The following is a 13,784-nucleotide window of genomic DNA, read 5'->3' as shown; positions in this document are numbered from 1 at the left end:
GCCCGCCACCACCCCACCGTCCGCCACCGACCCACCCAGCCACGAGAGTCCGCCGCATGTACGAGCTTTCCCGACTCCGCCTCTACTCCATCGGGCCCGCCGGCGCGCGCTACGCCGACACCGTGCTCGATCTGCGGGGCGTCGGTGAACCCGTGCCGCAGCCCGCCCCGGCCCAGGGCGACTTCTTCGCCGACGAGCCGGCCGGCCCGCCGCGCCGTCCCGCCCCCGCGGGCGTGCTCTTCCTGGAGAACGGCGGCGGCAAGTCCGTCCTGCTCAAGCTGATCTTCTCGGTCATGCTGCCCGGCCACCGCAACACCCTGGGCGGCGCCAGCTCGGGCGTGCTGCGCAAGTTCCTGCTCGCCGACGACTGCGGGCACGTCGCCCTGGAGTGGCAGCACACCCTCACCGGGGAGCTCGTCGTCGTCGGCAAGGTCAGCGAGTGGCGCGGGCGCCAGGTCTCCACCGACCCGCGCAAGTTCGCCGAGGCCTGGTACTCCTTCCGCCCCGGCCCCGGAATGAGCCTGGACTCGCTGCCCGTCGCCGAATCCACCGCCGTGCGCCCGCCCGTCGAGGGCGCCTCAGGGGCCCGCGGCCGGCGACGCACGATGAAGGGCTTCCGGGACGCCCTCACCGAGGCCGGCAAGGCCTATCCGCACCTGGACGTGGTGTGGGAGGAGATCCACGACCGCTGGAACGAGCACCTCGGCCAGCTCGGCCTCGACCCCGAACTCTTCCGCTACCAGCGTGAGATGAACGCCGACGAGGGCGAGGCCGCGGGCCTCTTCGCGGTCAAGAAGGACTCCGACTTCACCGACCTGCTGCTGCGCGCCGTCACCGACACCCGGGACACCGACGGACTCGCCGACCTCGTCCACGGCTTCGCCGGCAAGCTCGGCCGCCGCGCCGAGCTGACTGCCGAACGCGACTTCACCGCCGGCTCCCTCGACCTCCTCCAGCGCATCGCCGACAGCGCCGAGGCCCGCGAGCAGGCCCGCGCCGTCCACGCCCAGTCCGAGCACCGCACCCGGCTGCTGGTCCGCCGGCTCAGCGCCCGCGCCCGCCGGGAACGCGACCGCACGGCCGACATCGCCCAGGACATGGCACAGGCCGCGCACGCCGTCACCGACGCCGGGCAGGCCCGCGCGAGCAGCGCCCTCACCGCGGCGGAGATCGCCTACCGGCACGCGTCGCTCGCGCTGGCCGCCGCCGACAAGGGCGCCGCCGCACTGCGCCGCGAGCTGGGCGACGCCCGCACCCTGCACGCCGCCTGGCAGGCCGCAGAGACCGTGCTGCGGCAGCGCGCCGCCGAGGACCGGCTGCACCGCGTCGGCACGGCGATCCGTGAGGCCGAACGGGACGCCGCCCCCGCACTCGCCGCCCGCACCGCCGCCGCGGCCGACCTGGTGCGCGCCCTGCACGCCGCCGCCGCGCGCGCCGAGGCGCAGGCCGACGCCGAGGAGGAGCGCTCGGCGCAGCTCCAGGCGCAGTCCGAGACCGCGCACCGCGACGCGACCGCCGCCGCCACCGAGGCGCAGCGCGCCCGCAGCGAGGCGGGGCACCTGGCGCAGCGGCTCGCGGAGGTCGAGCAGGAGACCGCGCAGGCCGTACGGTCCGGCTGGCTCGACGACTCCGCGCCGGACGCGGACCCGGCCCGTGCCGCCCTCGCCGCGGCCGACGCCGAGGAGACCGCTGCCGGCCTGGCCCGCGCAGCGGCCGAGACCGCGCGTGCCGCCGCCGCACGGGCCCGGGAGGCCGCCGGCGCCGAATCCCGCGCCGAACTGGCCGCGGCCCGTGCCGCCGACGCGCTGTCCACCGCCGAATCCGCCCTCGCCGCGGCCACCGTCGCCGCCACCGCCCTGACCTCAGAGCCCCGCATGACGGCGCTGCTCAGCCTCCCCGCCCCGCGCGCGGCCGAGGCCGGCACCCCTGCCGGGGACCCGGCCACCGTGCCGGGTGCCCGGGCGGCGGAGGCGTACCCCGGGCCGGACGCCCCGGGTACGGCCGCGGCCCCCGGTCCGCAGCCCGCGGGCGACACCGGTCCCGTGCCGGGGGCTTCGACCCCCGCCGCGGCCGCCGGCGGTACCGGCTCCGCCCCGGGCCAGGGCTCCGGCGTCCCCGGTCCCGGCCGGACCGCGGCGGCCTCCGGCGCGCGGACCCAGGCGCTCCTCGGCGACCTCGCCGGAGGCGACGGCCTCACCCCCGCCGTGCTCGACGCTTTCGCCGAGCCGCTGCGCGAGCTCCTCGACGGCGCCGTCGCGTCCGCCGAACGCCAGCTGTTCGACCTGCGCACCGCCGCCGCCGACGACGCCCGCATCCTCGCCGCGCTCGGCGACGGCGGCCTGCTGCCGCCCGGCCCCGACGTGCTGGCCACCGTGGAGTTCCTCGGGGAGCACGGCATCCCCGCGCTGCCGGGCTGGCGCTATCTCGCCCAGGCCGTCGACCCGGCCGACCACGCCCTGGTCCTCGCGTCCCGCCCCGAGCTGGTCGACGGCGTCGTGGTCACGGACCCCGACTCGTACCGCCGGGCCCGCGAGGTGCTGGAGCAGGCCGCGCTGCTGCCGAGGTCCGCGGTCGCCGTGGGCACCGCCGCCGCACTGCTCGCCCCGCCGCCCGCGACCGGTTCCGCCCCCGACGTCTTCCTCGTACCGCCGAATCCGGCGATGCACGACGAGTTCGCCGCGGACGGTGAGCGGCAGGCGCTGCGCGCCCGGGCCACCGCGCGGGAGGAGGACATCCGGACGCTGGCCGCCCGGCTCGCGTTCGACCGCACGCTCGCCGCCCGGCTCGCCTCCTGGCGCGCGGCCTGCCCGCAGGGGCGGCTGGCCGAGCTGGCCGACGAGGTCGCCGCGGCGCGCGAGACCGTACGCCGTACGCGCGCGGAGCTGGCCGACGCCCGGACCGACCGCGCCGGGGCCGAGGCGGCGGCGGCCGACGCCGCTCAGGAGAGCGACGTGCGCCGGGCCGCCGCCGAGCAGGCCCGGCGCGCCGCCGACGCGCTCTCCGGCCTCGCCCACCGGCTCCGTGAGCGTGCCACCTGGCAGCGCCGGGCGCGCGAGCTGGCCGCGGACGCCGCCGAGGCGGAGGCCCGCGCGGAGGCCTGCCTCGCCCGGGCCCGGGCCGCCGACGAGGACCGCCGGGCCGCCCAGCGCGCCTCCGACGACGCCCGCCGCACCGCCCGTGTGCTGCGCGCCGAGCGCGCCGAGATCGCCGGAGCCCCGGACGACGGGGGTGCCGCGGGGGCCGACGCGGCCCCGCCGGCCGCCTCGCTCCCTGCACTGCGCGAGGCGTACCGCGCGGCCTCGGAGGTCTACGAGAAGGTGGGCGTCGGCGCCGACCTGCGGGCCGAACAGGCCCGCGCGGAGAGCACGGAGGCTGCCGCGCTCGTCGAACTGGACCGGCTCACCAACAAGGTGCGCAGCCGCGCCGCCCAGCTGCTGGAGGGCCCTGACGGCGCGGACGGCCCCTCCCGGCAGGCCGCCGCCGCCCGTGCCGAGGAACTGGTGCAGACACTGGAGTCCCGGGCGTCGGCGGCCAGCGAGCAGCTCGGCCGGCTGCGCGGCGAGGCCGAGCGGCTGGCCCCGGCCGACGGCGAGCCGCACCACACGGAGCTGCCCGAGGCACTGGTCCCGCGCGACGCCGAGCACGCCCAGGAGCTGCTGCGCGCGGCCACCGCCGAGGTCGCGGCCCGTACCGAGGCGCTGGAGCAGGCCACCGACGCGCACACCGGCCTGGTCGCGGCGCACCGCGCGGCAGAGGACGCGGCGAGCGGCTTCGACGAGACGGCCGCGCTGCTGCGCGACCTGCTGCGGGACGGCCCCGGCCCGCAGCAGCCGGAGGAGGACGAGCCCGAGCCGTACCCGGGCAGCCAGGAGGCCGCCCGGCAGGCGGCGGCCGAGGCCCGGCGCAGCCTGCGCGGCTGCGCCGCCGACCTGTCGGCCGCCGAGACACGCCTGCGCGAGGCCGCGGACGTCCTGGTCCGGCACGCCAACGCCGTCCGCTTCGAACAGGTCAGGACACCCGCCCGGCAGCAGATCCGGGAGCTGCCGGCGGCCGCGCTGCCCGAGCACGCGGCCGCGTGGGCGGCGGCGTTCGCCCCCCGGCTGCGGGTCCTCACCGACGAGCTGGAGCAGCTGGAGCGCAACCGGGAGATCATCGTCGACCGGCTGCGCGGGCTGGTCGAGTCGGCGCTCGCGACCCTGCGCTCGGCGCAGCGGCTCTCGCGGCTGCCGGAGGGCCTGGGGGAGTGGTCGGGGCAGGAGTTCCTGCGGATCCGCTTCGAGGACCCCGACCAGGCGGAGCTGACCGAGCGGCTCGGCGAGGTCATCGACGAGGCGACCCGGTCCGCGCTGCGCAAGAACGCCGACCTGCGGCGCGACGGCATGTCGCTGCTGCTGCGCGCGGTCGCCGCCGCGCTCCAGCCGCGCGGTGTCGCGGTGGAGATCCTCAAGCCGGACGCGGTGCTGCGCGCCGAGCGCGTGCCGGTCGGGCAGATGGGCGACGTCTTCTCCGGGGGCCAGCTGCTCACCGCCGCGATCGCGCTTTACTGCACCATGGCCGCGCTGCGCAGCAACGACCGCGGCCGGGACCGGCAGCGGCACGCGGGGACGCTCTTCCTCGACAACCCGATCGGCCGCGCCAACGCCACCTACCTGCTGGAGCTCCAGCGGGCCGTGGCCGACGCGCTGGGCGTGCAGCTGCTCTACACGACGGGGCTGTTCGACACGACCGCGCTCGCCGAGTTCCCGCTCGTCGTGCGGCTGCGCAACGACGCGGACCTGCGCGCGGGCCTGAAGTACATCAGCGTCGAGGAGCACCTGCGGCCGGGTCTGCCCGCCCAGGACGCGCAGGGCCCCCAGGGCGAGCAGATCCACGGCGAGATCACCGCGACCCGGATGTTCCGCCGCCCGCCGGAGGCCGCGCGGGCCCCCGGGCAGGCCGGGCCGCAGGTGCCGGGGCCCGAGCCGGACAGGGAGGCCGGGGGCGACTCCTGACCGGCCTCCCGCGTCACACCCCGAGATGCCGGGGTATGTGCGGGCGCTGCCGCCCTCTCGCGCCCGCCGCCGCGGCCGCGCGCGCCTCCCGGCGGATCCTGCGCCGCTCGGCGCGCGCCGCGCGGGCGGCGCTGCTCGGGCTGGACAGCACGCCGTCCCGCTGGTTCCACACCTGCCGGGTCACCCACACGTCCAGCACCGCCCACGAGGCGACCACCGACGTCAGCACCGTGGTCAGCAGCAACGGCGCGGACAGCCAGGAGCGCCCGAGGGTGAGCAGCACCTCCACGATGCCCTGCACCAGCGCGACGGCACTGATCAGCCCCGCCCGCACCGCCGCGGCCCGCACGGGTTCGGGCATCCGCGGCCGGGCGGCGGGTTCCTCGGTCCAGACGTTCTGCTCTTGCACGTCCATGATGTGCGGCTGCCCCGAAACCTCCCGGTGCATTCCGGGGAACGTTTCACCGCAGATCTGCCCAACTCACATACATACTTTCGAGTTACGTCTGAGGCGGTAGTAGGCTCACGCCGTTTGGACGCGCGAGACGCGTGAACCGCCCCCACACGGGGGAGACCGTTGGGGAGGCCATGAGCTTTCGCGGTACGACGATCCGGCGGAAGATCGTGGCGCTGCTGCTGATCCCGCTGGCGTCGCTGACCGTCATCTGGGCGTTCGCCGCCGTGGTGACGGGCACGGAGCTGCTCGACCGGCCCGACGTCAGGCGGGTCGCCGACGACATCGGCTATCCCGGCATCGCCGCGACCCAGAGCCTCCAGCAGGAGCGCCGGGCGGCGATGATCTACGCGGCCAACCCGCGGGACTCGCAGGCCAGGATCGGCTACACCAAGCAGCAGCAGGTGACCGACGGCTCGATCGCCAAGATGCGCACCCGCATCAGCACCAGCGGGGTGCGCGGCGACCTGACCGCCGAGTCGCGGCACCGGCTGGACGCCTTCCTGACCAACGTCGAGAGCCTCACCTCGCTGCGGCAGCGCGCGGACGACGGCAAGATCAGCCGCAACGACGTCTACACGGCGTACAACGACATGATCACGCCGGCCTTCCAGCTCTTCCAGTCGCTCAACCCCTACAACGACTTCCGGCGTGACGAGCAGCACCACGCGGCCATCCAGCTGAGCACTGCCCGCGACCAGATCAGCCGTGAGGACGCGCTCATGGCCGCGGCCATCAGCGCCGGGCACATGAGCGCCGCCGAGCTGAAGTCCTTCACCTTCGCCGTCGCCGGCCAGCGCGACGACTACGAGTCGAGCCTGTGGCTGCTGGGCGACGACCAGCGCGCCGGATACGACGCCTACTGGCGCGACGGCAACGGCAAGACGCTGCGCGCCGCCGAGGACGCGATCATCGCCGCGGGCGTGGACAACGCCCCGATCGTGGCGGCCCACCAGTCCTGGCCGTCGGTCGCCGCGACCACCATGGACGACCTGAACCGGCTGGACGACGCCGTGCAGAGCCGGTTCGGCGACACCGACCCGCCGGTCGCGACGACCACCATCATCGAGGCCGTCTTCGTCGGCGGCATCGGCCTGATCGCCGTGATCGCCACCCTGTTCGTGTCGGTGCGTATCGGCCGCGGCCTCATCCGCGACCTCACCGGGCTGCGCCGCGACGCCCAGGAGGTCTCCGGCACCCGGCTCCCGCAGGTCATGCGGCGGCTGGCGGCCGGGGAGCAGATCGACGTCGAGACCGAGGTCCCGCGGCTGGAGTACCCGGACGACGAGATCGGGCAGGTCGGCAAGGCGCTCAACACCCTCCAGCGGGCGGTCGTGGAGGCCACCGTGCGCCAGAACAACCTGCGCAACGGGGTCTCCGAGGTCTTCGTCAACCTCGCGCGCCGCAGCCAGGTCCTGCTGCACCGCCAGCTGACGCTGCTGGACGCCATGGAGCGCCGCACCGAGGACAGCGAGGAACTCGCGGACCTCTTCCGGCTGGACCACATGACCACCCGCATGCGCCGGCACGCCGAGGGCCTGGTCATCCTCTCGGGCGCGGCGCCCTCCCGGCAGTGGCGCAAGCCGGTGCAGCTCATGGACGTCGTGCGCGCGGCCATCGCCGAGGTCGAGGACTACGAGCGGATCGAGATGCGCCGGCTGCCCCGGCTGGCCGTCGCGGGCGCCGCCGTCGCCGACCTCACCCACCTGCTCGCCGAACTCATCGAGAACGCCGCCGTCTTCTCGCCGCCGAACACCGTGGTCAAGCTGCACGGGGAGCCCGCCGCCAACGGCTTCGTGCTGGAGATCGACGACCGGGGCCTCGGCCTGACGCCCGACGCGCTGCTGGAGGCGAATCTGCGGCTCGCCGAGACCCCCGAGTTCGAGCTGTCCGACACCGACCGGCTCGGCCTGTTCGTGGTCAGCCGGCTCGCCCAGCGGCACGGCGTGCGCGTCTCGCTGCGGCAGTCCCCGTACGGCGGGACGACGGCCGTGGTGATGATCCCCGACACGCTGCTCAGCGACACCGCCGAGGACACCGGGTCCACCCCCGTGCCCGGTGCGTCCCGGCCCGCCGGACCCGACCCGGCCGGGGACACCGAGCACACCTTCCGCCAGTGGGGCCTGGAAGGCGTCGACGACATCGGCGGCGAGCACCGCAAGGAGCACGGCGACCACCCGGACGAGCCGTTCTCCGCGGCCTTCGCCCGCGGCCTGGACGCCCTCGACGACCCCGCCGCGCTGCCCGCCGGCGGCGCCGGTGAGCCCCCCGCGCCGCTGCCCCTGCCCCGGCGCCGCCCGCGCGGCAGCGGCACCCCGGTGCTGATCTCCGACCGTGCCCGCCGCCCGCTCGGGAAGTCCCCCGACGACCCGGCCGAGGGGGACGGCGCGGAGGACACCGCCGCGGCCGGGTCCGCCGAGCCGCCCGCCGCCGGTCACCCGGACGAGGATCCCGGCACGCCCCAGCCCCGCCCCGTCGCGGCCGTGCCGCCGCCCGCCGCCCCGCCCGCCACGGAGCAGGGGGAGCCGGAAGCGGCCGCCGACGGCGCCGGCAGCGTCCTGCCGCGCAGGGTCCGGCAGGCCAGCCTCGCCCCCCAGCTGCGCGGCGGCGCGCCCCGCCCCGGGGGAGGCGACACCGGGCGCGAGGACACCCCGGAGCGCTCCGCGGAGGAGGTCCGCTCCCGTATGGCGTCCATCCAGGCCGGCTGGCAGCGCGGCCGCAGGGCCGCGGAGGCCGCCCCCGCCGAAGGGCCGGCCCCCGCCCCCGGCACCGCCCCCGAGGCGGGCGCGGCTCCCGGCGACGGCGGCGCGGCCGCGCAGGACGCGGCGGACGCACCGGCTCAAGTGACGAGAACCACCGGAACGACACCTGAGGGGAACGGTCGATGACCGCACCATCGAGCCCGACACGTGAGCTGAGCTGGCTGCTGGACGACCTGGTGACACGGGTCTCCAGCGTCCGCAAGGCGCTGGTCCTCTCCGGCGACGGCCTCGCCACCGGCGCCTCCGACGGCCTGACCCGCGAGGACTCCGAGCACCTCGCGGCCGTCGCGTCCGGCTTCCACAGCCTGGCCAAGGGCGTCGGGCGGCACTTCGCCGCGGGGCAGGTCCGGCAGACCATCGTCGAGCTCGACGAGGCCTTCCTCTTCGTCACCGCCGCCGGCGACGGCAGCTGCCTGGCGGTGCTCGCCGACGCCGACTCCGACGTCGGCCAGGTGGCGTACGAGATGGCGCTGCTGGTCAAGCGGGTCGGCGTGCACCTGGGCTCAGCCCCGCGGCAGCACGGCGGCGCGGCCGGCTGAGCGGCCGCGGCGCGGGGCGCGGGCACGGACGGGCAGGCGGAAGGACCGGGGAGAAGCGACCAGCGGGAAGGGCGGGTGACACGGTGACATGACGGCTGAATCGGACCGCTGGTACGACGACGCGGCAGGGCCGGTGGTGCGGCCCTACGCGATGACCCGCGGGCGCACGAGCCACGCGGCCGAGGCGAAGCTGGACCTGATCGCCCTGGTGGTCGCGGCCCCCGGCGGCGCGGCCGACGGCGGCACCGGTCCGGACGGTCCCGAGGACGACGGCTCGCTGTCGCCCGAGCAGGTGGAGATCGTGCAGCTCTGCCACCGGCAGCCGGCCTCGGTCGCGGAGATCGCCGCCGAGGTCGACCTGCCCGTCGGCGTCGTCCGCGTGCTCGTCGGCGACCTGCTGGACGCCGGCCACGTGACGGTGCGTCCGCCGGTACCTCCCGCCGAGCTGCCGGACGAGAGCATCCTGCGCGACGTCATCAACGGCCTGCGGGCTCTGTAGTCCCCTCCTCCGTCCCCTCTGGTCCCGTCCCTCACAGACCGTCCCAACCCGCCCCGCGGCAGGCGGGTTTCCGCTACCGTTTCCGTCCCCGGTCCCCAGCGGCGACCCCCACCGCCGTGTCCCCGCCGGTCCGCCGTCTCCCCCTCCGCAGAAACCGCCGTTCCCCCCGCAGGAAGAAGCAGACGAGATCCATGGCCATCGTCCACGCCGAGCGCCGCCGGCCGTCCGCCCCGGACCCGGTCGTCCTCAAACTGCTCGTCGCCGGCGGCTTCGGCGCCGGGAAGACCACGCTGATCGGCGCGGTCAGCGAGATCAGGCCGTTGCGGACCGAGGAGCTGCTGACCGAGGCGGGCCGCCCGGTCGACGACCTCACCGGCGTGGAGGCCAAGCGCACCACCACCGTCGCGATGGACTTCGGCCGCATCACGCTGCGCGACGACCTGGTGCTGTACCTCTTCGGCACGCCCGGGCAGGACCGCTTCTGGTTCCTGTGGGACGAGCTGGCGCAGGGCGCGCTGGGGGCGATCGTGCTCGCCGACACCCGCCGGCTGCCGGACTGCTTCGCCGCCGTCGACTACTTCGAGACCCGCGACATCCCCTTCACCGTCGCCGTGAACTGCTTCGACGGCGTGCGGCTGCACACCTCCGAGGACGTGGTCGACGCGCTGGACCTCGGGCCCGGCGTGCCGGTGGTGCTGTGCGACGCCCGCGACCGCGAGTCGGTCAAGCGGGTGCTCGTCAGCGTCGTGGAGCGGGCCGCCGCCCACGCCTCCGCCCGCCGCGCGCCCGCCGCCCCCTGACGCCTCCCGCGACGGGTCCTCAGCCGACCCGCGGGCGGCGCGGCCGCGCCTGCGGCTCGTCGCCGTCCAGCCAGTCCATGCTGCGCCGGACGGCCTTCCGCCAGCGCGCGTACTCCCGCGCCCGCTCCGGCTCGGCCATCGCGGGCTCCCACCGGGCGTCCTCGCGCCAGTGCGCCCGCAGCTCGTCCAGGCCGTTCCACACGCCCGTCGCCAGGCCCGCGGCGTAGGCGGCACCGAGGCTGGTGGTCTCGGCGACCACCGGGCGGATGACCGGTACGCCCAGCACGTCCGCCTGGTGCTGCATCAGCAGGCCGTTGCCGGTCATCCCGCCGTCCGCGCGCAGCGCGGCGATCCGCACCCCGCTGTCGCGCTGCATGGCGTCGACCACCTCGCGGGTCTGCCAGCTGGTGGCCTCCAGCACCGCCCGCGCCAGATGGGCCCGGGTGACGTACGCCGTCAGACCGGTGATGACGCCGCGCGCGTCGGAGCGCCAGTAGGGCGCGAAGAGGCCCGAGAAGGCGGGGACGACGTACGCGCCGCCGTTGTCCGGGACGCTCGCGGCGAGCGGCTCGATCTCGTCGACCGAGCGGATCAGCCCGAGCCGGTCGCGCAGCCACTCCACGAGCGCGCCGGTGATCGCGATGGAGCCCTCCAGGCAGTACACCGGGCGCTCGCCGCCCAGTTGGTGGGCGACGGTGGTGAGCAGCCCGCTCGCCGACGGCACGGGGCGGGCGCCGGTGTTGAGCAGCAGGAAGCTGCCGGGTCCGTACGTGTTCTTGGCCTCGCCGAGGTCGAAGCAGGTCTGCCCGAAGAGCGCGGCCTGCTGGTCGCCGAGCGCGGCGGCCACCGGCACCCCGGCGAGCCGCCCGGTGGCGGTGCCGTAGACCTCGGCGGAGGGGCGGATCCGCGGCAGGACGGCCTCCGGGATGTCCATGGCGGCCAGGATCGCCGGGTCCCAGTCGAGGGTGCGCAGGTCCATCAGCAGGGTGCGGGCGGCGTTGGTGACGTCGGTGACGTGCACCCCGCCGTCGATACCGCCGGTGAGGTTCCAGACGAGCCAGGAGTCGATGGTGCCGAAGGCGATCTCTCCGTTCTCCGCGCGGTGCCGCAGGCCCGGCACCCGTTCCAGCAGCCAGGCGATCTTGGGACCGGAGAAGTAGGGGGCGAGCGGCAGGCCGGTGGTCTCCCGGAAGCGGTCCTGCCCGTGGACTCCGCCGATCTCCTCGCACAGTGCGGCGGTGCGGGTGTCCTGCCAGACCAGCGCGTTGTGCACGGGGCGCCCGGTGCGGCGGTCCCACAGCACGACGGTCTCGCGCTGGTTGGCGATCCCGAGCGCGGTGAGCTGGTCGGGGCGCAGCCCTGCCCTGGCGAGCGCGCCCGTGGCGACGGCCTGCACCTTCGCCCAGATCTCGGTGGCGTCGTGCTCGATCCAGCCGGGCCGCGGCAGGATCTGCCGGTGCTCGCGCCGGTCGGCGGCCACCACCTGGCCCGCGGCGTCGAAGACCAGGCAGCGGGTGGAGGTGGTGCCCTGGTCGACCGCGGCGACGTAGGCCTCTGCACGGTTTCCGCGGCGGTGCGGGCGGCCGGCCGGGAACACGGCCGGCGGGGTGGCTGCCTGGGTGGGGACGGTGCCGCTCATGTCGCTCCCTTGCCCGGTGGGTGCCGGTCCGGCCGTCGGTGGGCGCGCGGATCCGCGGCGTGCGCGCACCTCCCGCACGCCGTCCGGGGTCGCACTGCCGGAAGTGTTGCCCGGCGGTGACGGAGCGTCAAGCGGGTGTACGGCGCGGAAATCCGGGGCGCGGATCCGGTGGACGGTGCCGACAGCGGGTGCTATGTTCTTCTCGAATCGAGAAAGACTCAGTCTGAGAACAACGCCGCGCGCGGCGGAAGGGGGTGGCGGCCATGACGGAACCGGACGGCACGCGGTCCGAGCACGGCTTCCTCGCCGCGTACGACCCGCGCGCCTTCGACCCGATCGCGGTCACGGTGGACGTGGTCGCCCTGACCCTGCGCGAGGGCCGCCTCCAGGTGCTCGCCGTGCAGCGCGGGGAGCCGCCCTTCGCGGGGCGGTGGGCGCTGCCGGGCGGCTTCGTCCGGGCGGGCCGCGAGTCGCTGGACGAGGCGGCGGCCCGCGAACTGGCGGAGGAGACCGGCCTGGACGCCGCCGCGCTCGGCCGGGTCCACCTCGAACAGCTCGGGTCGTACGGCAGCCCGGCGCGCGACCCGCGGATGCACGTCGTCTCGGTCGCCTACCTCGCCTTCGCCCCGGACCTGCCCGACGCGCGGCCCGGCGGCGACGCGGCGGGGGCGGGCTGGCTGCCGGTCGAGGCGATCGCACGGGCAATTGCCGCCCCGGAGCAACCGGAACCGGTGGGGGCGCGTCCCTTCGAGCAGGGTCGGCGGGCCGGAACCTACGGGGGTGGTACCGGCCGCCGGCCCGTCCCGGCCGGAGAGCCGCCCGCCCACGGGGGAGGGCTCGCCTTCGACCACGCGACGATCCTCGCGGACGGTCTGGAGCGCGCCCGGGCGAAGATCGAGTACACCCCGCTGGCGACCGCCTTCCTCGGCGAGACGTTCACCGTCTCCGAACTGCGCGCGGTCTACGAGACGGTGTGGGGCGCCCCGCTGCACGCCGGCAACTTCCACCGCAAGGTCCTGTCCGTGCCCGGCTTCGTCGAGCCCACCGGCGAGACCGCCGCCCGCCCCGGCAGCCGCGGCGGCCCCCGGGCCCGGCTCTACCGCGCCGGGGACGCCCGGCTGCTGCACCCGGCACTGCTGCGCCCCGGCGCCGACAGCGCGGGTGCCCCGTGACGGGCCCGGACGCCGCCTCGGGCGCCGACTTCGAAGCCGCCCCCGCCGCCCCCGGCCCGGCACCCCCGGTGCCCGGCCGCGCCCCGCGGCACGCGTACGTCCCCGGCGCGCTGCTCGCCGAGGGCGACCTCGCCACCGTGCGCACCGCCCGCTACGAGGACGGCGGAGAGCACCGCACCGCCGTCCTGAAGACCGCCCGGCACCCCCGCGACAACGATCTCCTGGAGCACGAGGCCGACGTGCTGACCCGGCTGGGCAGGGTCGGCGAGGAGCGCCACCGGGCCTACGCCCCCGCCCTGGTCGAGAGTTTCGAGCAGCCCGGCGAGGACGGCAGGCCGCGCCGGGTCAACGCCCTCGAACCGCTCGACGGCTTCCGCACCCTCGCCGAGGTCGCGGCCGCGCATCCCGCGGGGCTCGATGCCAGGGACGCCGCGTGGATGTGGCGGCGGCTGCTGGCCGGGCTCGGCTGGGCGCACCGCGCCGGGCTGGTGCACGGCGCCGTCTTCCCCGAACACGTCATGGTCCACCCCGCCCTGCACGGCGTGGTGCTCGTCGACTGGTGCTACGCCACCGCGGCCGGCACCGACCTGCCCGTCCTGGTCTTCCGGCACGCCGCCGGCTACCCGCCCGAAGTCCCGGCCCACCGGCCCGCGACCGCCGCCACCGACCTCCACCTCGCATCCGCCTGCGTCGCCGGCCTCATGGGCGACCGGGCCCCCGCACCGCTGCGCGCCTTCCTGCGCGGCTGCACCCTCCCCGAGCAGCACCGCCGCCCGCAGGACGCCTGGGCGCTGCTCGCCGAGCTCGACGACCTGCTGGAACGCCTCTACGGCCCGCGCACCTTCCGCGCGTTCACGATGCCGGCCGCACCGGCCGGCTGACCGTACGCCGCACCGCGCGGGCACCCCGCCCTCCCGACCACCGGGAG

At 76.4% G+C, this 13,784-nt stretch carries 9 protein-coding genes; 7 read left to right on the top strand and 2 right to left on the bottom strand.

From position 1 onward, the window contains the following. The first annotated feature begins 56 nt into the window (after positions 1-56). Positions 57-4,991, top strand: coding sequence for a hypothetical protein (locus ACH4SE_RS06485; protein ID WP_398542178.1), 4,935 nt, complete (start codon positions 57-59; stop codon positions 4,989-4,991). A gap of 13 nt (positions 4,992-5,004) precedes the next feature. Here the strand turns inward: ACH4SE_RS06485 and ACH4SE_RS06480 are convergent, their stop codons facing one another. Further along, positions 5,005-5,406: a hypothetical protein gene (locus ACH4SE_RS06480; protein ID WP_398542177.1), complete on the bottom strand. Its 402-nt coding sequence runs from the start codon at positions 5,404-5,406 to the stop codon at positions 5,005-5,007. A 173-nt stretch (positions 5,407-5,579) separates the two neighbouring features. On the opposite strand from ACH4SE_RS06480, the gene ACH4SE_RS06475 reads away from it, so the two are divergent. The 4 genes from ACH4SE_RS06475 (at position 5,580) to ACH4SE_RS06460 (ending at position 10,045) form a co-directional block, all read left to right on the top strand. Then, entirely contained in the window at positions 5,580-8,333 is a 2,754-nt protein-coding gene (locus tag ACH4SE_RS06475) for a nitrate- and nitrite sensing domain-containing protein (RefSeq protein ID WP_398542176.1), read from the top strand. Beyond that, a complete protein-coding gene (locus ACH4SE_RS06470) occupies positions 8,330-8,746 on the top strand; it encodes a roadblock/LC7 domain-containing protein (protein WP_398542175.1) in 417 nt (138 codons plus the stop codon). Before ACH4SE_RS06475 ends, ACH4SE_RS06470 begins: the two co-directional genes overlap by 4 nt. 88 nt (positions 8,747-8,834) lie before the next feature. After that, positions 8,835-9,245 carry a DUF742 domain-containing protein gene (locus ACH4SE_RS06465; RefSeq protein ID WP_398542174.1) on the top strand — a complete coding sequence of 137 codons (411 nt, stop codon included), beginning with the start codon at positions 8,835-8,837 and terminating at the stop codon, positions 9,243-9,245. 191 nt (positions 9,246-9,436) lie between these two features. Beyond that, positions 9,437-10,045, top strand: coding sequence for a GTP-binding protein (locus ACH4SE_RS06460; protein WP_398542173.1), 609 nt, complete (start codon positions 9,437-9,439; stop codon positions 10,043-10,045). Positions 10,046-10,064: 19 nt separating this feature from the next. Here the strand turns inward: ACH4SE_RS06460 and glpK are convergent, their stop codons facing one another. Next, on the bottom strand, positions 10,065-11,684 hold the full coding sequence (glpK, locus tag ACH4SE_RS06455; protein WP_398542172.1) for a glycerol kinase GlpK: 1,620 nt from the start codon (positions 11,682-11,684) through the stop codon (positions 10,065-10,067). 263 nt (positions 11,685-11,947) lie between these two features. On the opposite strand from glpK, the gene ACH4SE_RS06450 reads away from it, so the two are divergent. After that, positions 11,948-12,856, top strand: coding sequence for an NUDIX domain-containing protein (locus tag ACH4SE_RS06450; RefSeq protein WP_398542171.1), 909 nt, complete (start codon positions 11,948-11,950; stop codon positions 12,854-12,856). Continuing rightward, positions 12,853-13,737 carry a molecular chaperone DnaJ gene (locus tag ACH4SE_RS06445; protein ID WP_398542170.1) on the top strand — a complete coding sequence of 295 codons (885 nt, stop codon included), beginning with the start codon at positions 12,853-12,855 and terminating at the stop codon, positions 13,735-13,737. The genes ACH4SE_RS06450 and ACH4SE_RS06445 overlap by 4 nt, the downstream gene beginning before the upstream one ends. The last annotated feature ends 47 nt before the right edge of the window (positions 13,738-13,784 follow it).

The organism is Streptomyces sp. NPDC020983, from assembly GCF_044333485.1.
GTDB lineage: Bacteria > Actinomycetota > Actinomycetes > Streptomycetales > Streptomycetaceae > Actinacidiphila.
This window is presented reverse-complemented; position numbering and strand designations above follow the sequence as displayed.